Below are 23,897 nucleotides of genomic sequence, written 5' to 3' on the forward strand. Positions count from 1 at the left end.
GTTAGCTCAGCGGAGGAAGTCTGGTAGATCCAGATCGTCTGCGCTCAGATCAGTGTCGAATACGCGCGGAACTGCAAACTCAGTTGCTGCCGGAGGATTAGTTTCCTGCGGTTCAGCAGTTGGGAAAGCAGTTACTGGACGCACTGGAGGTTGCACTTGGGCGCGGTGTGATGGTTCGCGAGTAGCCGGACGGGCTGGAACTTCAGGTTCTACAGCTGGAGCACTGGGCTGTGCTGGTGCAGTCTGTGCGGGACTGGAGGTGAAAATGGAGTTGTGTAGTTCCAGTTCTTCTGCCTTGCTGTTATCTTCGTCAAATCCAGCGGCGATAACGGTGATCATTACGTCATCACCCAAAGAATCGTCTGTTACGGTACCGAAGATAATGTTTGCGCCTGGTTTTACGCTTTCCTTAATTAGGTTAGCAGCGCCGTTGAGTTCTTGAATGCCCAGGTCTGAGCCGGCGCGGAGGAACCAAAGTACTCCGTGAGCTCCGGTGATTGATGCTTCCAGCAGTGGTGAAGAGATAGCTTGTTCGGCGGCGCGTAGGGTGCGGTCTTCCCCCGAGGCTTGCCCGATTCCCATGAGGGCGCTACCGGCGTCTTTCATAACTGAGCGTACGTCAGCAAAGTCAACGTTCACTTCACCGGTGGTGGTAATCATGTCGGTGATACCTTGGACACCGTTGCGGAGGACTTCGTCAGCCATGCCGTATGCCTGGTTGTAGGTGACGTTATCGTCAGAGATCTGCAGCAAACGATCGTTGGGGATAACGATGAGGGTGTCTACCTCTTTGCGGAGGTTTTCAATCCCTACATCTGCAACAGTGGCGCGACGATCACCTTCGAAATGGAATGGGCGGGTTACTACACCTACGGTAAGTGCTCCCAGTTCACGAGCGATCCGAGCTACTACTGGGGCTGCGCCGGTACCGGTGCCACCGCCTTCACCGGCGGTTACGAATACCATATCTGCGCCTTTGAGGACGTCGCGAATGGATTCTTCATTGGCTTCGGCTGCGCTTTCACCTACATGTGGGTCGGCGCCTGCACCGAGTCCGCGGGTGATTTCTACACCCAGGTCAATCTTCACATCAGCTTCAGAACGCATAAGTGCCTGCGAGTCTGTGTTCATGGCGATAAACTCTACGCCTGATAGTCCGGCACGAATCATTCGGTTTACGGCGTTGCCGCCGCCGCCGCCGACACCGACAACTTTAATAACCGCTAGGTAGTTGGTTGCGTTCACTGCTGTTCCCCCACATATTACAGCCAATACATTCAACCTCAACTTGAAGGTACTGGTTTTTTTCGTTTATTTCAAAGTGAAATTAGGCTACCAACAGACCCTAATCAACTATTTATCTAGGCGTGTCTAAAGTAGCGGTGAATTTCTCTCTTATGCTTGTAGATTTCTAAGCAGTTACCGGCTTAGCCGGAACCGAAACATCATAGACTTTTGCCGGTACTTGACTGACTAAAACTTTCAGCACTTTCAGTTTCAGCTCGCCCTCAGAAGTATCGCCCCATTTGACTACAGCTCCTGACTTAAAGACAAACTCAACCAGGTTACCATCTGAACGGAAAGTCACAACTTCCGCTAAAATCTCAGCATCTAACTGCTTTTTCACCTGCTCTAGAATTTCGATTGCTTTAACCTGCCCCGCCGGTTCAACTGAGGACAGTTCAGCTACGAAAGTTCCATTAGGAACAGTAGCTTCAGTCGAAAGTTTTACACCTTCCGCATCGAATACATCCCAGCTACCGCCAGTAGATACTGCAAAGGTGGGCACTCTTAACTGCAGCTCAACTCCCACTCCATTTGGCCATTGCCTAGAGACAACAGCTTTTTTCACCAGGGGAATAGTCTCCACACTAACTGCTAACTCCCCTAACTTTAACCTTGGCAAAGGAGTCCCCACCCAGGGATTTAAGGTTTCTTGTACCTGAGCTGCAGAGACTTTTTCATCTCCGCCTACAACCGTAATTAAATTGCGATCTAAGCTAAAGAAACTTGAAAAGAAAATCCCCCAAATAGTGGCTACCAGTGCAGCTAAACTCAGAAAAACCCCCAGCCCATACCAGCTGTAAGCCCGTAATTTAGCTTTCCGAATTTCACTTCTGCGAGCTTCTAAATCAAAACCCACCTTCGTTTTCGATGCAAACGCTTTAGCGGCCCGTTCCGCTGAAAAATAACCTCTTAATTTGGAAGCAACCCCCGGAGTTTTTTCGGAAGGTAAAAGCTTTTTCGGATCGACCTCAGGCAGTTGCGGAAGGGTAGCATCCCCCTTGCCCTGCTGGGTAGGAATCTGCGGAACCGCCCTGCCCGGCTTAGCCGGTCGCTTCTTTCGCCGTGACGGATTCTCGTCAGAAACTGGCTTCTTCCGACTAGAAACAACCCGGTCTTCGGCCGTAACTTGTAAGTCTTCACCCTGCTTATCACTTCCAGCAGATGCTGCTGCGCTAGAAGTGCGTTTTGCCCCACGACTGTGAGGAACCTGTGGTCTTCTCACCCGATTTTCCTAATCCACTACCTACAAATTACTCAAATTGATTCTGCCATGCTTTTAGAATCAACTCACCTGCACCGGTGACGCTACCAGCCCCCATCGTAATGCAAATATCTCCCGCGTGCGTTAAATCAGCAGCCACTTTAGCGGCAGCTTCTAACGCCCCCACAAAACTAACTTTCTCAGTATGCTCAGCAATCAAATGCGAGGTAACTCCCCCCATAGGTTCTTCACGCGCCCCGTAAATATCTGCCAACACCACCGCATCTGCTAACTCTAAAGCAGACGCAAATTCAGCTTGAAAGTTCAAAGTCCGCGAATACAAATGCGGTTGGAATAAGACAACTACTTTTCCGCTCCCGGCCACAATCCGCGCCTGCTTTAAAGCTGCCTGCACCTCTGAAGGATGGTGTGCATAATCGTCGAATAAACGCCGCTGAGAAATCTCCCCCTTGAACTCAAACCTACGTCCCGTCCCACTAAACGCAGCTAAAGACTCTGCCACAGTTCCCACGTCCAACCCCAGTTCCAGGCCCACAGCTAACGCTCCGGTTGCATTCAACACGTTATGGGCTCCAGTAACATTCAGCTCAACTGGAATCTGCTTAACACCGTATTCCACAACAAACTTAGCTTTATTTTCAAAAAGCTCCAGCTGCGAAATCTTTAGATTTTCACCGCCCTCGACAATATTTTCTAAACCGTAAGCCCAGACGCGCCGCCCGGCAGCAACTGCCCGATTCCCCAACGCTTGGGCCCCGGGATCGTCAGCACACACCACCAACGCACCTTCTGCAGTTATCTTAGAAACAAACTTATCGAAAGCCGCTTCAAAAGCAGCTTCCGAACCATAGTGATCCAAATGATCTGGCTCCACATTAGTAACCAACGCAACTCTAGGAGCATAGTTTAAAAACGAACCATCCGATTCATCAGCCTCAGCAATGAAAAACGGGCCAGCCCCTAAACGCGCACCGGTACCAAACTTACTAACTATGCCACCAACTGCAAAAGACGGATCAGCACCCAAAGCAGAAAAAGCTGCCGCCAACATTCCCGAAGTTGTAGTTTTCCCGTGCGCTCCCGCCACCGCAATGAACTCCAGCCCACTGGCCGCTAATGCCAAGGCCTCCGAACGGTGAATAACCGGCATCCCCATTTTTAATGCGTAAGCTAACTCTGGATTAGTTTCTTTAACAGCGGTTGAGATAACCACAGTTGCCTGCGGGGGAACCTGCTCAGCTTTATGCCCGGCAAAAACTGTAATCCCCAGATTACGTAACCGCGTTAAAGTAGCTGAGTCAGCTTGGTCAGAGCCAGAAACCTCATACCCACGTGCCTGAAGCAACTCAGCCACAACTGACATTCCGGCGCCGCCAATACCAATTAAATGGTAATCAATCATCCGTTTGCCCACCTATTTTTTCTCTAGTAAAGCGGCAACTGCCTCAGCCACCAACGCAGCTGCCTCTACCTGTGCCAGTTCTTGAGTCCTACTTCGCATTTGTGCCAAGCGATCCGCAGCAGCTAAAAGTGGTAGCACCTGAGTTTCAATTACTTCCGCTGAGAATTCAGCGTCGTCTACCAGCAACGCCCCATTTGCTTCCACGTGTTCAGCCGCATTGAGCTTTTGCTCCCCGTTGCCAATCGGTAAAGGAACGTAAAGTGCAGGAATACCCAAAGCACAAAGTTCCGCTACCGTCCCCGCACCAGAGCGACAAATTGCAAAATCAGTAACTGCAAAAACTGCCGTCATATCTTCAAAATACTCATGTACCTGCCATTGACAGCCAGGGGGATTCTCAGCCAAAGTAGCTAAAACTTCCGCGCTCTTCCCCTTTCCAGTTAGGTGGAGAACCTGAACGTCTTTGGGAAATAGGTGAGCCGTTTGAGAAAGCACTCGATTAAGTTTTAAAGCCCCTAAAGACCCGCCGGTAACTAAGAGAGTTAGTTTATCAGGGTCTAACCCCAACTTTTGAGCAGCTTTAATTTTCGTTTCTTGCCGAGTTTGCGGGTCAGCTAAATCGTGAGCCAGTTTTTCAATCTCAGCTCTTAAAGGCAACCCAACTACCTGAGTTTTACCCTGTCTAGCTTTTAAAGGAGTTTCCGCGAAGGTTAAAAAAACGGTGTTAGCCCAGTCTGCGCCAAGTTTATTTGCCATTCCGGGACGCAGATTCTGTTCGTGAATAACCACTGGAATCCCCAGGCTCCGTGCCGCTAAATAAGCTGGTGCAGCCACATAGCCTCCAAAGCCCACTACGGCTTCAATCTGGCGAGTCTTCAAATATTCGCGCGTAGTCTTATAGGCAGTTAGCAGACGGGGAACGAATTTAACTAAATCACCGTTCACTCGCCGAGGGGCGGGAACTTTTTCAATCGTTAATAGTTCTATTCCTGCATTGGGAACCAGTTCTTTTTCTAATCCGCGGTCAGTTCCTAAGGCAACTACAGAAATATTTTTCTCCCGTAGTTTAGCTGCCACTGCTAAAAGAGGATTAACGTGCCCAGCGGAGCCGCCTCCTGCTAAGAGAATTCTCGTTGCTACCGGTTGTGTCATAGTTAGTCCTTACTAACAGTTAGCATCTGAAAAACAGTTTCTGAAAACTATTCTATCCGAGGGCGGCGGTTTTAACTCATTCACTAAGCACGTATCTAAGTACAGAGCCTAACTAGCTAAGTTGGCGGCGTAGAACTTTACCGAAACGATTTTTCTCGTTAAAACCGGCGGCTTCTCTGGCGATACTAAGGACCACCCCCACGCATACTGCAGTGATAATGAACGAGGTTCCCCCATGAGATATAAATGGCAAAGGAACACCAATAATTGGCCCATACCCAGTTACAGTTCCCAGGTTAATTAGAGTTTGCATTCCCATCCAAGAGAGCATTCCCACTACCACTAAACGCTTATATAAATCTGTCTGCGATAAAGCCAGTCGAAACATCCCGTAAAAGAAAGCAATAAAAACTAGCACTACAGAAGCTGTTCCTAAAAATCCGAACTCTTCACCCAAAACAGCAAAGATGAAATCCGTCTCAGCAGCAGGCAGTGAGAACCATTTTTCTTTTGAGGCTCCCGCTCCTACGCCAGTTAAACCACCGGAACCTAAGGCGCGCAGTGAATAGTCAATTTGTTCAGGAGCATTGGGGTCTCTTGGAGTTCCTAAGCCTATTGGCCGCAGAATACGCTCAATTCGGGAAGGTTTTTGTAATACTGCAGCGGTAATCCCAAGAACACCCACAATAAGACTAATCTGGTAAAACTCTCTGGGCATTCCTGCTACGGTGATTACCCCCACTGCTAGTGCAATAATCACCAGGGCAGTTCCCAAGTCCTCGCTGTACATAATGAATGCGATCGAAAAAAATATTGGCGTAACCACCCACACCATGATGGGGAGCATGTCTCTGCGGTTACGCAAAATGCAGGCAAAGGAATAGGCCAGCATTAAAGTTAAGCCTAATTTAAGAGCTTCAGAAGGCTGGAATGTTGGTAGCGGACCAATTTCTACCCAGTTAAGGTTTCCGTTCACACGCTTGCCAAACGGGAAAAGCAATGTTTGCAGCATAAGAGCAAGAACGAAAGCGATAATGGAAAGTTTACGAATAGTTTCCACTTTAAACCGGGAAGTTATCATCATTGCGATAAAGCCACCCGCCATGATGATAGCAGTACGTGAATGTGCGAGATAAGGATCTGCCCCGGCACCTAGTTCCTTAATGGTTTTAGCAGAAAAGATCATAAAGAATCCGGTAATCATCAAAAAGGTAGCCGGAATCAAAATCAGAAAATAGACGGTCACTGCCCGCGGCGGCTCACCTATTTGCGTAACAATCTTTGGAATCTTAGAAAATTTTGTAAAAACGGATTGAGTAACCTCACTGATAGGTTTCATTTTCCTGCTCCCTCACCATACTGTTTTTGCCATGCCCGATCTAATCGAGAAATTGCTTCAACAAAAAGATCGCCCCGTTGTGCATAATTTTCAAACTGATCCCAAGAAGCGCAAGCTGGTGCCAATACAACTGTATCGCCTGGTTTAGAAAGAGCTACGGCCTCATTGACAACAGAGAACATTAGGTCTTCTTCTTCGCTAACTACTACATAGGGAATCTGCGGCGCTTCAGCTTTTAATGCACTTACCACCGCGGTAGGATCGCTTCCGATAACTACGACCCCACGTAAACTAGCTTTAATTTTGGCAACCAGCTCATGGAAATCCTGCCCTTTTGCGTCTCCTCCGGCAATCCAGATGATACTTTGCGGAGGAAAACCGTTTAATGAAGCCAGTGCGGCATGAGTGTTAGTAGCTTTAGAGTCATTAATCCAGACCATATCGGCTACCTGCCCCACTATGCTGCGGCGGTGCTCGGCTGTTTTAAAGTTCTGTAATCCCTGTGCAATGGCTGCGCTACTGACTCCATAGGCGCGGGTTAATGCAATTGCCGCTAAAGTGTCTTTGACTAAAGCAACTGAAGGATGTTGGGAGGCGAAGCCATATATATCACTTAATTGGGCGACTGCTTCAGCTTGCTTCTGGCGGTTTTCCACAAAAGCTCGATCCACAAATAGATCTTCTACTATCCCAATTTGCGATGGGGTGGGGGTTGCTAATGTGTAGCCAACGGCGCGAGCCCCTTCAACTACCTCAGCGTTAGCAACCATATTTTCAATCACTTTATCGTGCGCGTCATAAACGCAAGCAACTTGAGTGTTTTCGTAAATTTTTGCTTTCGCTGCCCGATAGTGTTCTGTACTTCCATGCCAATCTAGGTGATCAGAATCAACGTTGAGACATACAGCAGCGTATGCAGAAAGCGAATGGGTGGTTTCTAACTGGAAGCTGGAAAGCTCAACTACCATTACTTCTAAATCTTCTTCTAGCACAGTAGTAACTATTGGTTTTCCAATATTGCCTACTACTGCGTGCTTTATCTGCGCAGCTTTAAGAATCTCTCCGACAATTCCCACTGTGGTGGTTTTACCATTTGTTCCAGTTACGGTAAGCCAAGCGGTTTCTTTACCTAAAGACTGTTGTAGTTGCCAGGCAAGCTCAATTTCGCTCCAGATTACAACCCCTTGTGCAACCAAAGCTTTGCGGGTTATAGAGTGCGGCGCAATCCCTGGAGAAACTACTGCGTAGTCAAGCATACTAAGCTGGTCTAAACCCGTGTTTTCAGGATGTATCTCTACTTGCGGATACTTTTCACTAAGCTGGGTTAGATCGGCACGGGAACGGGCATCATAGCCGATGACTTTTACGCCCAGTTGTAAAAGCGCTTCAATAGAAGCAGAACCGCTTTTGCCTAAACCAAATACGCCAAAGGTTAGTTTGTGCCAATCTGACAGGGGTAGTTGAGCTTTATCACTGCAAGTCATAGCTTAGCAACCCATTCTCCGTAGAATAAGGAGACTCCGACGATGGCGAATAATCCAGCGATAATCCAAAACCGAATTACGATGGTAATTTCTTTCCACCCTAATAGTTCAAAATGATGGTGCAGAGGGGCCATTCTGAAGACGCGTTTACGGGTAAGTTTAAAGACCCCAATCTGGATTACATCTGAAATCACGATGATAACGAATAATCCACCGATGATTACGGCGAGGAATTGTGTATGCGTCAAAATGGAAAGCCCGGCCAGTGCTCCACCTAAAGCTAAGGCACCGGTATCTCCCATAAAGATTTGTGCGGGGGAAGCATTCCACCAGAGGAATCCGAAACAAGCTCCCACAATAGCTGCTGAAGCAACTGCCAATCCAAAGGGGTCGCGTACTTCGTAACAGACTGAAGCAACCGCATTGGGATTCGCACAGCTTTGGTAGAACTGCCAGAGGCTAACCAGAGTGTATCCGGCAAATACCACCATCGAAGCACCGGTTGCTAAACCGTCTAACCCGTCAGTTAAATTAACGGCATTAGACCAAGCTGACACCAGGAAATTAACCCAAATAATAAAGAGAATGACAGCGAAAATTGTGCCTGCCAAAGCAAAATCTAAGGAGGTGTCTCTAACCACTGAAATGGCGGTTGAAGCCGGGGTTAATCCGTGCTGATTTGGGAAGGATAATGCGCCGATGGCAAAAATAGTGCCGATTGCTAGCTGTCCGATAATTTTCGCACGCGGATTCAGCCCTAATGAACGCTGCTGGGAGATTTTAATGTAGTCATCTACGAAGCCAACAAACCCAGTTCCGGCGAAAAGAAACATTAGTAGGCTGGAGGAATAATCCGGGAGTTTACCAATAATTAAATGCCCAATCAGCCACCCCAGGATTGAGGCAATGATAATTACAATGCCCCCCATCGTTGGTGTCCCACGTTTAACGTGGTGTGCGGTTGGCCCATCTTGTCGGATGAACTGTCCGTAGTTACGCTTCACCAAAATGCCGATGAGAATCTTTGTACCAAAAAGTGTCACTATAAGGGACACTGCGGTTCCAAAAACCAGTGCTAGCACAAGCTCTTCCTTTCCTATTTTGTATCTGCTTTACAAAATAGCTACTCACCCCTGGGCGAAGCTATCTGCGATTTTCCACACACCTGATCCGTTGGATCCTTTCAGGAAAACCACGTCACCAGATGAAATCTTCTCTTTAAGTAGCTTAAAGGCATCTTCTGCCGAAACTGCGTGATGACACTCAATTTTACCTTGCAATGGGACAGCAATCTCTTTTGCTCCCTCCCCTAAAGTCACCAGTAAATCTACTTGTGCAGCTTCAACAGCATAACCAATTTCTTGGTGAAGTTGATCAGAGGTATCTCCCAACTCCATCATTTCACCTAAAACGGCGATTCGTCGGGGCGCATGCTCCCCCAGTTCTGTAAGCACTTTTAACCCAGCTCGCATTGAGTCTGGATTCGCATTATACGAGTCGTCGATGAAGGTAATGCCAGCGTTTTTAAATACGTTCATCCGGTGGGGACTAGATGCTTTTAACCCATTTAGAGCTTTAGCAATCTCTGTTAAACTCAGCCCACAGGTAAGTGCAATAGTGGCGGCTGCGAGCGCATTATTAACCTGGTGAATTCCAACTAACCCTAAGTTAATCTGCGCGGTTTCAGTTTCAGTTCTGATTTTGAAGCCTGCGCATGATGACTCATCTAAAGTAATCTCTTCGGCCCGCACACCTGCGTTAGGTTTTCCAGTAGCAGAAAAAGTGATTACTCTAGCATCGGTTTGTTCTTTCATTTGCAGCACTAACTCGTCGTCTGCATTGAGGATTACAGTTCCGTGTGGGATTACTCCGGCAACCAGTTCAGCTTTAGCTGCTGCCAGGGATTCAATACTTCCAAAGCCCCCTAAATGAGCCTGTCCCACTGCAAGTTCAACTACGATATCCGGTTTCACTAAGTCAGTTAAATAAGCTAAGTGGCCTGGGCCAGAAGCGCCCATTTCTAAAACTAGGAAACGAGTTTCTTCGGTGGCAGCAAGTGCGGTCAGCGGCATTCCCACTTCGTTATTAAATGAAGCGATGGCCGCTACGGTAGGGGCAACGGTTTTAAGAATATTAGCTGTTAAGTCTTTAGTGGTGGTTTTCCCAACTGAACCAGTTATCCCAATAACTTGGATCTCTCCCAGCTCTCGTAATCTCGCAATATGCGCTTTAGCTAACTTACCCAGAGCTAGAGTTGCGTCGGCTACTAAAATCTTGGGGTGTGCTGGATTTCCATGGGAACAGTCTGTGACAATCGAACAAACTGCCCCATTTTCAATTGCTGCATCAATGAACCGGTGTCCATCTGTTGTTTCTCCCAGGCGGGCAACGTAAAGCGATCCTGGGGTGCAGGCACGTGAGTCAGTTTCGACGCTGCCGGTTATTACTACATTTTCGCCATGTAGTGTTCCGCCGATTGCCTCGGCAATCCATGCTGCTGAATAATTCATTTCCCCTCCTCAGGTGCTTCTTTTAGTCTAATTTTAGTTTGCATATACCGGATAGGTTTGCGGTTGAGAGTCAGAGGCTGGGATATTGCGTGCTCGTACTGCTTCTGTCACCACAGATTTAAATAAGTCTGCCAAAAGCACCGTAGCATAATTATTGGTTGCTGGACGATACATATGTACTGCAATAGCCAGTTGCGGGTCTTGTGCTGGAACTACCCCGGTAATGTTTAAGGAGTTGCCAACGTATCTTCCATTTTCAAAGATTTCTGCGGTACCTGTCTTTAAAGCAGTGCGGTAACCAGGTACTTGGAAATGCTGGCCAGAGCCTGAGACTGAGACTGTCTCCATCATTTTCATTAGTTCCGCAGCTACTTCAGGTCGAAGCGCTTTTTGTGCTTGCTCATAAGGTACCTGCTCATAGGATCCATCAGGCAGGGTATATCCATCAACTAGCCTGAGGGGCAGGTAGGTTCCCCCGTTGCCGATAGTGGCGAAAGCGTTCACCAGTTGAAGTTGATTCACTGAATAGGCCTGCCCGAACATATTGACGTATTTTTGGCGCCCATCCCAGGTATCTGGAGGGGGAAGGAATCCAGCTGATTCACCGGGCAGTCCTACCTCAGTTGGTTTTCCCAGTCCCAGACGCTGCATGACTTCGTAACGTTGCTGATCAGAAATCTTAGAGCCGATAAATACCGTGCCTGTATTTGATGAGTTCGCTAAAACTCCCGCAGCAGTAAGTACCTGATAACCGTGTGGTTCAGCGTCCTTAAAGCGTTCTCCGTTGGGAGCTACAAAAATGTCAGGAGCTGGAACCGGAGTTAAAGCCGTAATCACATTATGTTCTAAGGCTGCTGCCATAGTAAATACTTTTCCAACAGAACCTGGTTCGGCCGCATACTGTACAACTTTAGAAGCTTGTGGGGTAGTTCCAATCGGCTGATTGTAGGCATCTGCAAGTACCAGGATATTTCCCGTTTTTAGATCTGTAATCACAACGGAAGCAGCCTGCGCATTATTTCGTTTGGCAGTTTCATTTACTAAATCTTCAATCCGGTGTTGCAGATCAATGTCTAAAGTTAAGTGCACACTCTTTCCATTAATTGGCTCAGTTAGTTCCGCAAACTGTGAGGGAAGCACCTGCCCGTAGCGGGAATATTCGTTAGTTACTTTTCCGTCTGTTCCTTTTAGGTTTTCTTCCTGGCTCAGTTCAATCCCACCGTTACCAGTTCCTTCACGGGTTACGAAGCCAATCACTGAGGCAGCGGTTTCTTCAGCCGGATAGATTCTTTTAGTTTTGGCTTCCCATTCGATTCCTCTGAAACGAAGATTACGGATCTTTCGCCAAGTGGCTACTTCAACGTCTTTTGCCAAGATGACATAGGTGCTGTTGCCAACCATTTTTCCGCCCAGCTCAGCTTCATCCATCCCAAGAATGGGGGCGAGGAATTCAGCTACCATTCCCGGACCGCGTTTAGTTTGAACGATCTCTCCCTCTTCGTTAGTTTCATGCCAGATCGCTTCAAGAATGAGTCTTTGGTTTACCGCTATATCGTAGGTTTGTATGGTAGTTGCTAAAACTGTTCCTTTAGCATCAACAATATCCCCTCTTTGCGCGGGAAGATTCGTAGTTCCCAATCGACTGTTCGCAGCTATTTCAGCTAGGTGAGGACCTTGCACTAACTGGATTTGAAACAAGAGAACGATTGAAATTAGAAACAACGGCAAAAAGAAGAAGTACCAGATTCTCTTGATGACCTTGTCACTGTTATTTGGGTTGCTCGCAGCCATTCCTACCCTTTCAGAGACTCTCTTTAGAAATCTTTGATATTTCTGTGAATCGCATTCTTTTCAATGCTAACGAAAAGTGATTCTTTGGCTGGAACCATACCTAAGCGAACCGCGTTCTTTTCCAACACAGTAGGTGAAGATGAGAGCTGAATTTTCTGTTTAATCGCTTCATTTTCTTCGGTGATTTGAATGTACTCGCGACTCATGTTGAGGACTTCAAAGGAAGTTTTAGCCATTTGGGTATTAATGTAGAAGTGACCTAAAATGACTGCGATTAAGGGCACTAAGACGATTAAGAGAAGTTTAACCTTCGATGATTGCGTATTGGGAGAATCAATCACCTTCAAAGGAGAAACTGATGCTACCTTTTGGGGTGCAAGCTGCCTGGGCTTGAGACGAGCTGCTGCTGTGTTCATCGTTTTCTCCTAATCTGGGTTGGGCGAGTATAGTTTTTAAGTTTTTCGGCTGCTCTTAAACGCACTGAGGCAGCTCTGGGATTAGCAAGTATCTGCGCTTCATTTGCTTGGATAGCTTTGCGAGTTACATTTTTTAAACTTGGTTCTAGTTCTTTTGGAATAATTGGCAGACCATGAGGTATGTCTACTTCAGAGCCTTCTTTAATCACGTTTTTGACAATCCGGTCTTCTAAAGACTGGTAGGATTCCACTACCAAACGGCCACCAATTTTCAAGCATTCTAGGGCGGCTGGAACTGCGTCCGCCAGAATATCAAGCTCTTGATTCACTGCTACACGCAGAGCTTGAAAAGTACGTTTCGCTGGGTTTCCACCCTGCCTACGGGCTGGAGCAGGAATCGCTGCCTTAACTATTTCGGTTAGCTGTCCAGAGGTTTCAATCGGCGCGTTTTCTCTTTGGGTGACTATTTTTTTCGCGATTTTTGCAGCGAATTTTTCCTCTCCAAAGGTTCTGAGGATTCGTGTAATCTCTTCAGCTGAAGCCGTTGCGATTAGTTCCGCAGCGGTGATTCCTTGTGTGGGATCCATTCGCATATCTAAAAATGTTTCCCGAGAATAAGCGAAGCCACGTTCGTCATCGTCTAGCTGTAGTGAAGAAACTCCCAGGTCCATTAGGACCGCGTCGATTTTGCCAGCTAAGCCAACTTCTGCCGCAACTTCGTAAACTGCATCGTAGGTGGTGTGAAAAGCGCGGAATCTTTCTTTAAAGGGTTCCAGGCGTTTACTTGCCAGTGCAATTGCGTTTGGATCGCGATCGATTCCCAGTACAGAAACATTAGGGAAGGCTTTGAGTACCGCTTCGGTATGTCCGCCCATTCCTAAAGTGCAGTCAATCATTACTGCTTTTTCTACTTCGGCAAAAGCAGGGCTGAGTAGTTCTAACACTTCGTCGATTAACACAGGAGCGTGCAATGATGCGATTGTTTCGGAATCAATCTGCGTGGTTTCTGGTTTCACCGTCATTGAGGCTCCTTTCTGTGTCTATTTCTGATTTGGTGTTCCGCTGGTGGAGGGAGGTTCTCAGGCAACCAGGACTCTCAACAGTTCCGTTACCGGGGAAGTAATCTCGGAACTACTAAGAGACCAACTTGCCTGAGGGGTTATTTAGTTGTGTGGTTAGAGTGGGAAGATTTCATCTGCGATGCCGGCAAATGATTCTTCTGCTCCAGAGAGGTATTCGTTCCAACGGGTTTGATCCCAGATTTCAATCCGGTTTCCTGCTCCGTTTACGACTACTTCTTTTTCCAGTTGGGCGTAGGCGCGCAGTGGTTGTGGGATGGTGATGCGTCCCTGCTTGTCGAAGAGTTCATCTGAGGCGCTGGCTAAGAGGACACGAATGTAATCGCGTGACTGCTTAGAGGTGATGGGCGCTTTAATGAGTTCTTCATAGAGCTTTTGAAATTCCGCTTTGGTGAATACGTAGAGGCAGTATTCTTGCCCGCGGGTTATTACCAGTCCGTCTGCTAAGTCTTCTCGAAATTTAGCTGGGAGGATAACGCGTCCTTTGTCATCGAGCCGTGGTTCGAAATTACCTAAAAACACTTCACACCTCCTGCAAATTTCGTACCTGCACCTACAATCCTCCACTTTACGCCACTTCCCACCACAAATCCACCATTTTCCTCCACTTTTATGAAAAACAAATAAAAAACCGCGATTTTAACTACTAAAACCGCGGTGGTGGACAGTGGAGGAGTTTCGCCGCAAAACACCTCCCCCCTCCCCAAAAACAAAGAAATCCCGAGGACGCCAAACAAACTAAACGTTCATTTGCACCGTCCTCGGGAAAAACTCTCCCCTAAGTGGAGGGAAGTGGAGGAAACTCCTAACCCTCCCCTGCCAACTGGCTTCGCTCCTGCTCCGTCAAAGAACTAGGATCAACCTGCTTCGCACTCTCACCCACAGCCTCCCCTAACTCACTAACTGGGACAATCCGGTAAGGAAAACCCCGCAACGCAACAAACTCAGCCAAAAACTCCCGATGCCCCTCACAGGCTAACCAAGTTTTTTCTCGCCCCTGATGAATCCGCGGATTACGCCAAATCACAGCCCAACGCGCCACCTCAGTACACTGACGCGCCGAACAAACATGAAACCCACGCACCTTACCTAATGCCACAACCACACCTTACGTTAAAGTAACCAAATCCAAATACTCGTCATCCCACAAATCCTCATCACCATCAGGCAAAATCAACACGCGATCTGGCTCCAAAGCAGAAACCGCGCCCGGATCGTGAGTAACTAAAACCACTGCCCCCTCATACACGCGCAACGCATGTAAAATCTCTTCTCGCGAAGCCGGATCCAAGTTATTAGTTGGCTCATCCAAAAGCAACACATTAGCAGCAGAAACCACCAGCATAGCCAGTGAAAGCCGCGTCCGCTCCCCGCCCGAAAGCACCCCGGCCGGCTTATCAACATCGTCCCCAACAAATAAAAACTGTCCCAAAACGTTCCGCACATGCGTATCATCTAAAGCCGGCGCAGCATAAACCATATTCTCTAAAACAGTCTTATCAAGATCTAGGTTCTCATGCTCCTGCGCATAATACCCCAACTTTAAACCATGGCCTGCAATCACTTCCCCACTATCAGGAGCCAAAACCCCCGCCAGTATCCGCAGCAAAGTAGTCTTACCAGCCCCATTCAAGCCCAGCACAACTACTTTTGAACCGCGATCAATCGCCAAATCAACGCCAGTAAATACCTCTAAAGAACCGTACCCCTTAGATAAACCTTCCGCAGTTAAAGGCACTTTCCCACACGGCGCTGGCTGCGGAAACCGCAAACGGGCTACTTTCTCAACTCCCCGTTCAGGTTCCACACTGGCTTCCAACTCTTCCGCCCGACGTAACATCTGCTGCGCAGCCACTGCTTTAGTAGCTTTCGCCCGCATTTTCTCACCCTGTGCGCGCAGCGTCTTAGCTTTCTCTAAAGCCACCGCACGCTCTTTCCGACGCCTGCGTTCATCTTCTTCACGCTGCTTTAGATACAAATCCCACCCCATGTGGTAAATGTCCATCTGCGCCCGATCTGCATCTAAATGGATCACCTGATTAACCGTCTCACGAATCAAATTCACGTCGTGAGAAATAATCATGTAACCACCCGCATAGTTCTTTAAATAATCCCGCAACCAAATAATCGAATCATGATCCAAGTGGTTAGTTGGCTCATCTAAAAGCAGCACCTCAGCTTCTGAAAAAAGTACCCGCGCCAACTCTACGCGGCGACGCTGCCCCCCAGAAAGTGTCTGCAAAGGTTGCGCCAGTAACCGTTCATCAATCCCTAAAGAAGCTGCAATTTGCGCTGCCTGAGCTTTCGCGGCGTAACCACCTTGATTGGTGAACTCTTGATCTAAACGCACGTAGCGTTCCATTGCCTTAATCTGCTTACTACCCTCAGAAGTAGCCATCAGGTGCTCAGCTTTACGAATCCGCGCTAATAGTTCGTCGATTCCGCGAGCGCTTAAAATCCTATCTAAAGCTAACTGATTTTGGTCACCCACGCGGGGGTCTTGTGAAAGGTAGCCAACGCTTCCTTTTACTGAAACTGTCCCCCCGTATTCCGCCTGCCCATGGTCGGCAACTCCAGCTAGCATCCGCATGGTAGTGGTTTTCCCGGCTCCATTGCGCCCCACTAAACCAATCCGAATTCCTTTGTCGATTCGGAAGCTAGCATTTTTAACTAGCACTCTGGGGCCGATTCTTACTGAGAAGTCCTGAACATTAATCACGTACCTAAGTATAGTAATTTTGTTGGATATAGTAATTTCTTACTATGAAGAATTTTGAGGTTTCGGAAATGAAGCTGCCTGTTTCTGCTTCAATTCCTGCGGTAGCCCCATCTCGGGTTTACGATATTATCGCCATTGCATTTGTTAGTTTACTGTTACTTTCTAATATTGCGGCTACGAAGTTAATCGCTTTCAATATCGGTGATTTTTCGCTAGTTTTTGATGGCGGGGCGATTCTTTTTCCGATGACCTATGTTTTAGGTGACGTCCTGGCGGAAGTTTATGGATTCGCTAAAGCTCGGCGGGCAATCTTATTAGGCTTCTTTTATTCGATTTTAGCTTCTGTTGTTTTTCTTTTAGTTGCGGTTGCCCCACCGGCAGCTGAATACGAAAATCAAGCTGCTTTTGAAGCGGTTTTAGGGTTTGTTCCCCGGATTGTGACTGCTTCTTTGGCGGCTTATATTGTGGGTCAGTTACTGAATTCTTGGATTTTAGTGTTTATAAAAAATAAATTTGGGCAGAAGCATTTATGGGCGCGGCTCATGGGGTCCACGGTTGTTGGCGAGTTAGCTGACACGCTTATCTTCTGCACTATCGCCTTTTATGGGGTGGTTTCTAACCAAGTGTTAATCAACTACATTGCGGTTGGGTACATTTATAAGGTGGCGGTTGAATTTTTGATTCTCCCAATTACCTATCCCACAATTCATTACGTTAAGAAATTAGAAGGAGTGAAGTGATGTCTGAGTCAGTTACCGCTAATTTAGATTTTGCAAAAATTGATAGTCAGCGGGGCTTTTCAGTTGAAAAACGTTTAGATGAAGTCCTCACTGAGACTCCTTACGGGGAAAAACCGTTGGGGCGTGCCGGAATTTTAACTACCGCGCACGGGGTGATTGAAACTCCTGCGTTTATCCCCGTTGGCACGTTAGCTAACGTTAAAGGGGTTCTCCCTGAGATGATGGCAGAGTTGGGAGCACAAGCTCTGTTGGCTAATGCCTACCACTTGTACTTAACTCCAGGGGCGGATATTGTTGCCGAAGCTGGGGGCCTAGGGAAGTTCATGAACTGGGATAAACCCACCTACACTGATTCGGGTGGTTTCCAAGTTTTATCTTTAGGTTCGGGTTATAAGAAAGTTCTTTCTCAAGAGTTTTCCGGAGAAAAACCTACTGCCGCCCAAGAAGCGAAAGAGGCAGTGAAGCGCTCACGTAAATCAGTTGATGAGGACGGGGTTGTGTTTCGTTCCCATCATGATGGAAGCGTTCATCGTTTTAATCCTGAGATTTCTTTGGATATTCAGCACCAGTTGGGTGCTGACATCATGTTCGCTTTTGATGAACTCACTTCTTTACTGCACCCCTACCGCTATCAGGTAGAGTCCTTAGCCCGCACTCACCGTTGGGCACAGCGTTCCTTAGATGCGCATTGGAAGCTGACGGCTGCTAATCCGGAGCTTCCCTACCAGCAGTTATTCGGAGTTTTACAGGGTGCTCAGTTTGAAAATTTGCGTCGTGAAGCTGCGCAGACCCTGCGGGAAATGGAGTTTGAGGGGCAGGGATTTGATGGTTATGGCTTAGGGGGTGCTTTAGAGAAAGAGAACTTAGGGCAAATCGTTTCCTGGCTGACTGCTGAGTTACCTGAGGATAAGCCTCGGCATTTGCTGGGAATTTCTGAACCTGATGACTTCTTCCGGGCTGTGGAAGTGGGAGCTGATACTTTCGACTGTGTGAATCCTTCCCGCGTAGCTCGCAATGCGGCAATCTATACTCCTGATGGGCGAGTTAATATCACGAATGCGCGCTTTAAACGTGATTTTTCCCCGCTAGTGGGAGGTTGTGGCTGCTACACCTGTACGCATTATTCCACGGCTTATGTCCATCATTTGTTTAAGACTAAAGAAATCCTTGCTTCCACCTTAGCGACGATTCACAACGAGTGGTTTACAGTTCACTTAGTTGATACCATTCGCCAAGCCATTAAAGATGGTGACTATTTGGCTTGTAAAGCTGAAGTGCTGGGTCGTTTTTACGCAAAGAAAGCCTGATATGTTTTATCTTCCTCAATCTATGCCCGCTACGCCGGTAGAGTTTCAAAGGACTTTCAGCGGACCAGATACCAGTTGGGCACGGCTTTTGCTGATGCCGTTTAGTTTCGTTTTAATCTATCTGGTTTTACTTATCTTCTTATTGTTTATTCCCTTTATGGTTGTCATGGGGGCGGGTGAAGCAACTAATTTTTTTGAAAATCTAGACAAAGATCCTAATTTGCACGATCCTGCGAATCTAGTTTTCTTAAGTGGTTTGCTGGCCCTGCTGATTCCGGCTAGTTTACTAACTGGGGTAATTACTTTTCGTTCTAAAATTGGTTTCTTACACTCAGTTACCGGCCGGTTTCGTTGGAATTGGTTTTTCCTTTCCCTGCCAATTACTTTAGTTACTTCCGCACTTTTCATGTTGGCTGGTTTTATGCTTCTCGAGGGCGCTCAGCTACGTCTAAGATCTCTTGCAGATGTTCTGCCTACACTGGTTTTAATAGTATTGATTATCCCTTTCCAAAGTGCCGGCGAAGAGTACTTTTTCAGGGGACTTCTCCCCCAGTGGTTGGGAGCTATTTTCCCCTGGAAAGAAGCGGGAGCAATTTCTTTGTTCGTCAGTTCGATAGTTTTCGCACTGGGGCATCTTGAGTTAAACCCGTTGCGTTTACTAAACCTGATTATTTTTGCTGCCGGCGCTTGGATTATCACTTACCGCACTGGTGGTTTGGAATCTGCGATAGCCATCCACGTGGCGAATAATGTGATGGCTTTTAGCACTACAGCGTTTATTGATGATTCCATCGGAAACGATTACTCTGTGCTTTGGCTGGTCACATTATTTTTCTTAGTGGGCGATCTATTACTTATCCTGGAAGTTTTTGCCTTAGATTTCCTCTACCGCAAGTGGCATCAGGGCCGGCCAGAGCGCGCCCATTTAACTAACCCTGCGCAGCGTCCTCTTCCCGATCGGGACTATTTGCATAAGCACTATCGGGAAGGAAAATTCTATCCCCAGTGGTTTGCTCTTTATCCGTATGCGGTGCAACTGCAATACGCGAACGCCTATCCACAGTATGCGCAGTATCTGAACTATCTGGTACAGACCGGGCAAGTGCGCCCACCCGCTCGGGCGGGAGTACCTACAGCTTACTAATTTCCTACTGATACCCTTAATGTGTAGATTTTACCGGAATTTAACTAATGAAAGGTCACTATGTTTTTTCCTCCCAGAGCTATCTCAAACACTCCAGTTGAGTACCCCTTAGCCTTCACGGGCCCAGATATTCGCTGGTGGAGAGTACTTTTAGGATTACCCACTCTAATCTTAAGTTTTCTTTTGTTTTCGATTATTTTTGTTATTGGACTGGGATTCTTCCTTACAGCAGAAGAACTTAGCAATATTCTAAGACTGGTTGAATCTTCCTCACTTGATGTACAAAATCCAACCCACTTTATCATTTTGGCCGTAAGCTTGGCCGTATTAATTCCTGCAGTTTACCTAGCCTACTTGGTTTCTTTTGGGGTTAAACCACGTTTCGTTACCTCGGTTGCGGGGAAAATTCGCTGGTCTTGGATGATGATTGCTTTTCTTATCGCCGCTGGTTTTTCCTCTTTCCTAATTTTTGGAGGAAGCTTTTTGGAAGCCGGTGGATTCCCTGAATATTCTCCAAACCCACGTTTAGGTCTAATGCTAGTTTTAGTATTTACCTTAATCCCTTTCCAAAGCGCAGCTGAAGAGTATGTTTTTCGCGCGTATATCCCCCACTTTATCGGTGCGCTGATACCTTGGCGCGGGGTAGCAATAATTACGGGCCTGGTTGTTTCTAGCTTCCTCTTTGCGTTGGCACATGGTTCGTTTGATCCTTCAACTTTTACTCAGCTAGCTGCTTTTGGCGCGATTGCCTGGTATGTTACTTACCGCACCGGGGGTTTAGAAGCTTCCATTGCCACGCACACGATGAATAACACCTTGATTTTCGCGCAAGAAATGCTTAAGGGTGAGTCAAGCGCTTTAGTAACTAGCGAAACCGTAACCTCTTGGCCTTCAACACTAATTGTGATCGGCTTTGGTTTACTTGAAGCAAGCGTGATCATTTGGGTTTACCGTAAGTGGGAAGCGCGTAAAGAAAATCGTAGCCACTTAACTAACCCTGCTTTACGTCCGCCAGTCACTGAGAAATACCTCTACAACGAATACACGAAGAATCGAGTCTACCTGGAGCTCTTCTCCCTCTACCCGATTAATGTGCAGCTTAAGATAGTTGAGCAATACCCGCATTTACGCGAGCAGTTGCCTGCTGCAGATCAGCCTGAACAATCCAACTGAGCTGAACTAAAATAAAAGTACTGAGCTAAAATAAAAGTAACGCGGGAAGTTATTTTCCCGCGTTACTTTTATGTATAAAACTCAGATATTGAATCCTAAGGCTCGTAGCTGTTCGCGACCGTCCTCGGTAATCCGATCCGGCCCCCATGGTGGCAACCAAACCCAGTTAATCACCACGTCAGAAGACAACTCAGAAAGAATAGTCTGCGCCTGATTTTCAATCACATCAGTCAGTGGGCAGGCAGCTGAAGTTAGCGTCATGTCAATGTTAATCCGATTATTCTCATCAATCGCGATCCCATAAACTAGCCCTAAATCAACGATATTGATCCCCAATTCTGGGTCAATCACGTCTTTTAAAAGCTCTTCCACTTGAGCGGCGTCAAAATCTCCTGCGGAAGAAAGTGACACTCCTTCTAAGCGTTCTGCTTCAACTTCAGCGAAACGTTGTTCCACCGGCTCCTGATTTGCCATTGGATTATCCATTTTCTTCTTCCTATATCTGTATCTGCTTTAAGCTTTTTTCTCTTCTAATGCTACCCCGGCTTTAGCTAATGCATCTTTCAAAGCATACCAACCTAAGAGCGCGCATTTGATCCGGTTAGGGAACTTAGCGGTTCCTTCTAAAGCAGCCCCATCTTCAATCCGGTCTAAGAGTTCTTCAGCTACCCCTTGTCCGCGAGAATGCATCATCGTTTCAAAATCTTCATACAGTTGGGCGATTTCTGCCAGAGTTTTTCCCTCTAACAGTTCGCTCATAATTGATAGGGAGGCTTGGGAAATTGAACAGCCGTCACCGTCCCAAACCAGCAGTTCGATTTCCCCATCTGCAGCTAAGTTAAGCCCTAAAGTAACTTCATCTCCGCAGGTAGGGTTTACCTGATAGGAGGTAGTTTGGATATCTGCTGGTAAAGTACCGCTGCCGTTGCGGGCACGGGAGTGATCTAAGATCACCTGCTGATACATGACTTCCAGATTTGACATATTATCCTCCAAAGAATTTCTGTACGCGGCTAAGCGCCTGCCCTAAGCGTTCTACTTCTTCTAGGGTAGTCGTCATTGCCGCCGAAGCGCGGGTTGACGAGCGGACATTAAAGAAAGTGTGCAGTGGAATAGCACAGTGATGTCCTACTCGCACCGCAATCGATGCTGAATCTAAGAACTGTCCCACGTCGTGGGGGTGGACACCTTCAACTGCAAATGAGACTACTGCTGCGCGGTCTGTAAGGTCGGTGGGGCCAAGGATTTTCACCCCGGGAACCTCAGCGATAGTTTCCACTAAGGCTGCGGTGATTTTCTCTTCAGAAGCAGCAATCCGCGCCATATCTACCTGTTTTAAGAACTCGATTGCTTCTGCCCAAGCAACTGCCTGCCCCACCGGCTGAGAGCCAGCTTCAAAACGGTGTGGGGGTGGCAGGTAAATGGCATTTTCCATATTCACAGTCGCGATCATGGAGCCACCTGATAGCACTGGAGGCATCGCTTCTAAAAGTTCGCTGCGTCCCCACAGCGCCCCAATCCCAGTGGGGCCGCTCATCTTATGAGAGGACATCACTGCAAAGTCTACGTCCAGGGCTTTTACATCAACTGGGAGGTGTGCGGCAGACTGGCAGGTGTCTAATACAACCAGGGCCCCCACCGCTCGGGCGGCTGCCACGATTTGGGCGACGGGGCTGATTGCCCCGGTCACATTTGACATGTGAGTGAAAGCAACCAGTTTAGTGTTTGGCGTTATTACTGAGAGGGTTTCTAAATCGATTCGCCCGTCTGGTAGTAGGTCAAGATAGGCAAATTCTGCTCCGGTGCGCCGGCACAGTTCCTGCCAAGGAAGTAGGTTCGCGTGGTGTTCCGCGCGAGTGGCGACTATTTTATCACCGTGGCCAATCCGCAGGTTTTCCGTTAGTTTAGAACCGGCGAAAGTTTTATCTAAGGAGGCGTTCTGCATGGCGTAGGCGATTAGGTTCAGCCCTTCGGTGGCGTTTTTTGTCCACACCAGTTCCTCTGCTTTTCCTCCGATGAAAGCTGCTACAGTTGTGCGCGCATCATCAAAAGCTTGGGTTGCTTCATCACCGAGTTCGTGGGTGCCGCGGTTTACGGCAGCGTTGGAACGCTGGTAGAAACGGGTTTCCGCGTCGATTACGCACTGGGGTTTCTGTGCGGTTGCGGCAGAGTCTAGGTAGGCGATGGGGTTTCCGTCACGTCCGGTGCGCGCCAGGATTGGAAACTGGGTACGTAGTTGCCTGATTTCAGCTTCTGTAAAAGGCTGTGCCAAAGTCATAGAGGATTTCATTTCACAGTTGAGTTAGGTGGGGAATTATTTTCGAGGGCGCATCTTTTGCCTCATAGTGAGGTGATGCGCCCTCGATAATAGTCTTATGCGTTTAGGTAACGGTCGTAACCTTCTGCTTCAAGACGGTCTGCTAGTTCTGGGCCGCCCTGATCTGCGATCTTACCCGCTACGAAAACGTGTACGTGGTCTGGCTTAATGTAGCGCAGGATACGCGTGTAGTGGGTGATTAGGAGTACTCCCAGGTCATTTTGCTGGTGGGCGCGGTTTACGCCCTCGGATACGATCCGCAGTGCGTCCACGTCCAGACCGGAGTCGGTTTCGTCCAGGATTGCCATTTTTGGTTTGAGCAGTTCCAGCTGGAGGATCTCTAGGCGTTTCTTTTCCCCGCCAGAGAATCCAACGTTTACGTCACGTTCTGCGAAGGCGTTATCCATGCGGAAGTTTTCCATTGATTCGCGAACTTCTTTAACCCAAGTACGTAGCTTAGGGGCTTCTCCATCAACCGCGGTTTTTGCAGTGCGTAGGAAGTTGGAGACGGTTACGCCAGCTACTTCAACTGGGTACTGCATAGCCAGGAATACGCCGGCACGAGCACGTTCGTCCGGGGACATTTCCAGGATGTTTTCTCCATCTAGCAAGGCTTCGCCAGAGTCGATGATGTATTTGGGATGTCCGGCCAGCGCGTAGGCTAGGGTGGATTTACCGGAACCGTTGGGGCCCATGATAGCGTGAATTTCACCGGAGTTAATGGTGAGGTTTACGCCTTTGAGGATCTGCTTCATACCTTCAGCAGTTTCGACGCTGACGTGCAGGTCTTTGATTTCTAGGGTAGTCATTGAGAA

At 47.7% G+C, this 23,897-nt stretch carries 22 protein-coding genes; 4 read left to right on the top strand and 18 right to left on the bottom strand.

Going from position 1 to position 23,897, the window contains the following annotated elements; genetic code table 11:
* Positions 1-6: 6 nt before the first annotated feature.
* From ftsZ to NXS08_RS03485, 14 genes are all read right to left on the bottom strand, one after another.
* Positions 7-1,245 (bottom strand): cell division protein FtsZ, encoded by a 1,239-nt coding sequence (gene ftsZ, locus NXS08_RS03420; protein WP_259137257.1) that lies wholly within the window; start codon positions 1,243-1,245, stop codon positions 7-9.
* Between the two features lie 166 nt (positions 1,246-1,411).
* Complete coding sequence (locus NXS08_RS03425) at positions 1,412-2,509, bottom strand: cell division protein FtsQ/DivIB (protein ID WP_259137259.1); 1,098 nt, start codon at positions 2,507-2,509, stop codon at positions 1,412-1,414.
* Between the two features lie 28 nt (positions 2,510-2,537).
* The gene (gene murC / locus NXS08_RS03430) at positions 2,538-3,911 is read right to left on the bottom strand and encodes a UDP-N-acetylmuramate--L-alanine ligase (RefSeq protein WP_259137261.1); all 1,374 of its coding nucleotides are present in this window, start codon (positions 3,909-3,911) and stop codon (positions 2,538-2,540) included.
* A 12-nt stretch (positions 3,912-3,923) separates the two neighbouring features.
* The gene (gene murG / locus NXS08_RS03435; RefSeq protein ID WP_259137263.1) at positions 3,924-5,063 is read right to left on the bottom strand and encodes an undecaprenyldiphospho-muramoylpentapeptide beta-N-acetylglucosaminyltransferase; all 1,140 of its coding nucleotides are present in this window, start codon (positions 5,061-5,063) and stop codon (positions 3,924-3,926) included.
* 112 nt (positions 5,064-5,175) lie between these two features.
* The gene (locus NXS08_RS03440; RefSeq protein WP_259137264.1) at positions 5,176-6,402 is read right to left on the bottom strand and encodes an FtsW/RodA/SpoVE family cell cycle protein; all 1,227 of its coding nucleotides are present in this window, start codon (positions 6,400-6,402) and stop codon (positions 5,176-5,178) included.
* Complete coding sequence (gene murD / locus NXS08_RS03445) at positions 6,399-7,886, bottom strand: UDP-N-acetylmuramoyl-L-alanine--D-glutamate ligase (protein WP_259137266.1); 1,488 nt, start codon at positions 7,884-7,886, stop codon at positions 6,399-6,401. The genes NXS08_RS03440 and murD overlap by 4 nt, the downstream gene beginning before the upstream one ends.
* Positions 7,883-8,968, bottom strand: a complete 1,086-nt coding sequence (mraY, locus tag NXS08_RS03450) for a phospho-N-acetylmuramoyl-pentapeptide-transferase (protein ID WP_259137268.1) — start codon at positions 8,966-8,968, stop codon at positions 7,883-7,885. Before mraY ends, murD begins: the two co-directional genes overlap by 4 nt.
* Before the next feature lie 45 nt (positions 8,969-9,013).
* Entirely contained in the window at positions 9,014-10,396 is a 1,383-nt protein-coding gene (murF, locus tag NXS08_RS03455) for a UDP-N-acetylmuramoyl-tripeptide--D-alanyl-D-alanine ligase (RefSeq protein WP_259137270.1), read from the bottom strand.
* 33 nt (positions 10,397-10,429) lie between these two features.
* Positions 10,430-12,076: a penicillin-binding protein 2 gene (locus tag NXS08_RS03460; RefSeq protein WP_259137271.1), complete on the bottom strand. Its 1,647-nt coding sequence runs from the start codon at positions 12,074-12,076 to the stop codon at positions 10,430-10,432.
* Positions 12,077-12,210: 134 nt separating this feature from the next.
* On the bottom strand, positions 12,211-12,603 hold the full coding sequence (locus NXS08_RS03465) for a hypothetical protein (RefSeq protein ID WP_259137273.1): 393 nt from the start codon (positions 12,601-12,603) through the stop codon (positions 12,211-12,213).
* Positions 12,600-13,625, bottom strand: a complete 1,026-nt coding sequence (gene rsmH, locus NXS08_RS03470; protein ID WP_259137276.1) for a 16S rRNA (cytosine(1402)-N(4))-methyltransferase RsmH — start codon at positions 13,623-13,625, stop codon at positions 12,600-12,602. Before rsmH ends, NXS08_RS03465 begins: the two co-directional genes overlap by 4 nt.
* Positions 13,626-13,778: 153 nt before the next feature.
* Positions 13,779-14,204, bottom strand: coding sequence for a division/cell wall cluster transcriptional repressor MraZ (gene mraZ, locus NXS08_RS03475; protein WP_259137279.1), 426 nt, complete (start codon positions 14,202-14,204; stop codon positions 13,779-13,781).
* 283 nt (positions 14,205-14,487) lie between these two features.
* A complete protein-coding gene (locus tag NXS08_RS03480) occupies positions 14,488-14,781 on the bottom strand; it encodes a hypothetical protein (protein ID WP_259137281.1) in 294 nt (97 codons plus the stop codon).
* Between the two features lie 9 nt (positions 14,782-14,790).
* Positions 14,791-16,401, bottom strand: a complete 1,611-nt coding sequence (locus NXS08_RS03485; protein WP_310546910.1) for an ABC-F family ATP-binding cassette domain-containing protein — start codon at positions 16,399-16,401, stop codon at positions 14,791-14,793.
* A gap of 68 nt (positions 16,402-16,469) precedes the next feature.
* Between NXS08_RS03485 and NXS08_RS03490 the strand changes: the two genes are divergently transcribed.
* The 4 genes from NXS08_RS03490 to NXS08_RS03505 are packed head-to-tail and all read left to right on the top strand — an operon-like array spanning position 16,470 to position 20,765.
* Positions 16,470-17,141: a queuosine precursor transporter gene (locus NXS08_RS03490; RefSeq protein ID WP_259137370.1), complete on the top strand. Its 672-nt coding sequence runs from the start codon at positions 16,470-16,472 to the stop codon at positions 17,139-17,141.
* The gene (gene tgt / locus NXS08_RS03495; protein WP_259137284.1) at positions 17,141-18,448 is read left to right on the top strand and encodes a tRNA guanosine(34) transglycosylase Tgt; all 1,308 of its coding nucleotides are present in this window, start codon (positions 17,141-17,143) and stop codon (positions 18,446-18,448) included. The genes NXS08_RS03490 and tgt overlap by 1 nt, the downstream gene beginning before the upstream one ends.
* A gap of 1 nt (position 18,449) precedes the next feature.
* Positions 18,450-19,592 carry a CPBP family intramembrane glutamic endopeptidase gene (locus NXS08_RS03500; protein ID WP_259137286.1) on the top strand — a complete coding sequence of 381 codons (1,143 nt, stop codon included), beginning with the start codon at positions 18,450-18,452 and terminating at the stop codon, positions 19,590-19,592.
* A gap of 60 nt (positions 19,593-19,652) precedes the next feature.
* Positions 19,653-20,765, top strand: a complete 1,113-nt coding sequence (locus NXS08_RS03505) for a CPBP family intramembrane glutamic endopeptidase (protein ID WP_259137289.1) — start codon at positions 19,653-19,655, stop codon at positions 20,763-20,765.
* A gap of 81 nt (positions 20,766-20,846) precedes the next feature.
* Here NXS08_RS03505 and NXS08_RS03510 read toward each other — a convergent pair whose 3' ends face one another.
* The 4 genes from NXS08_RS03510 to sufC form a co-directional block, all read right to left on the bottom strand.
* The gene (locus NXS08_RS03510) at positions 20,847-21,251 is read right to left on the bottom strand and encodes a metal-sulfur cluster assembly factor (RefSeq protein ID WP_259137291.1); all 405 of its coding nucleotides are present in this window, start codon (positions 21,249-21,251) and stop codon (positions 20,847-20,849) included.
* Between the two features lie 27 nt (positions 21,252-21,278).
* Positions 21,279-21,749, bottom strand: coding sequence for a Fe-S cluster assembly sulfur transfer protein SufU (gene sufU / locus NXS08_RS03515; protein ID WP_259137294.1), 471 nt, complete (start codon positions 21,747-21,749; stop codon positions 21,279-21,281).
* A gap of 1 nt (position 21,750) precedes the next feature.
* On the bottom strand, positions 21,751-23,043 hold the full coding sequence (locus NXS08_RS03520; RefSeq protein ID WP_259137296.1) for a SufS family cysteine desulfurase: 1,293 nt from the start codon (positions 23,041-23,043) through the stop codon (positions 21,751-21,753).
* A 95-nt stretch (positions 23,044-23,138) separates the two neighbouring features.
* On the bottom strand, positions 23,139-23,891 hold the full coding sequence (sufC, locus tag NXS08_RS03525) for a Fe-S cluster assembly ATPase SufC (RefSeq protein ID WP_259137299.1): 753 nt from the start codon (positions 23,889-23,891) through the stop codon (positions 23,139-23,141).
* Between the last annotated feature and the right edge of the window lie 6 nt (positions 23,892-23,897).

It is taken from the genome of Gleimia sp. 6138-11-ORH1, assembly GCF_024814355.1.
GTDB lineage: Bacteria > Actinomycetota > Actinomycetes > Actinomycetales > Actinomycetaceae > Gleimia.

Excerpts from the sequence above, each read along its gene's own strand:
- murC (WP_259137261.1), bottom strand. The coding sequence starts at position 3,911 with ATGATTGATTACCATTTAATTGGTATTGGCGGCGCCGGAATGTCAGTT.
- murG (WP_259137263.1), bottom strand. The coding sequence starts at position 5,063 with ATGACACAACCGGTAGCAACGAGAATTCTCTTAGCAGGAGGCGGCTCC.
- NXS08_RS03440 (WP_259137264.1), bottom strand. The coding sequence starts at position 6,402 with ATGAAACCTATCAGTGAGGTTACTCAATCCGTTTTTACAAAATTTTCT.
- murD (WP_259137266.1), bottom strand. The coding sequence starts at position 7,886 with ATGACTTGCAGTGATAAAGCTCAACTACCCCTGTCAGATTGGCACAAA.
- murF (WP_259137270.1), bottom strand. The coding sequence starts at position 10,396 with ATGAATTATTCAGCAGCATGGATTGCCGAGGCAATCGGCGGAACACTA.
- NXS08_RS03465 (WP_259137273.1), bottom strand. The coding sequence starts at position 12,603 with ATGAACACAGCAGCAGCTCGTCTCAAGCCCAGGCAGCTTGCACCCCAA.
- rsmH (WP_259137276.1), bottom strand. The coding sequence starts at position 13,625 with ATGACGGTGAAACCAGAAACCACGCAGATTGATTCCGAAACAATCGCA.
- NXS08_RS03490 (WP_259137370.1), top strand. The coding sequence starts at position 16,470 with ATGAAGCTGCCTGTTTCTGCTTCAATTCCTGCGGTAGCCCCATCTCGG.
- tgt (WP_259137284.1), top strand. The coding sequence starts at position 17,141 with ATGTCTGAGTCAGTTACCGCTAATTTAGATTTTGCAAAAATTGATAGT.
- NXS08_RS03500 (WP_259137286.1), top strand. The coding sequence starts at position 18,450 with ATGTTTTATCTTCCTCAATCTATGCCCGCTACGCCGGTAGAGTTTCAA.
- NXS08_RS03505 (WP_259137289.1), top strand. The coding sequence starts at position 19,653 with ATGTTTTTTCCTCCCAGAGCTATCTCAAACACTCCAGTTGAGTACCCC.
- NXS08_RS03510 (WP_259137291.1), bottom strand. The coding sequence starts at position 21,251 with ATGGATAATCCAATGGCAAATCAGGAGCCGGTGGAACAACGTTTCGCT.
- sufU (WP_259137294.1), bottom strand. The coding sequence starts at position 21,749 with ATGTCAAATCTGGAAGTCATGTATCAGCAGGTGATCTTAGATCACTCC.
- NXS08_RS03520 (WP_259137296.1), bottom strand. The coding sequence starts at position 23,043 with ATGACTTTGGCACAGCCTTTTACAGAAGCTGAAATCAGGCAACTACGT.
- sufC (WP_259137299.1), bottom strand. The coding sequence starts at position 23,891 with ATGACTACCCTAGAAATCAAAGACCTGCACGTCAGCGTCGAAACTGCT.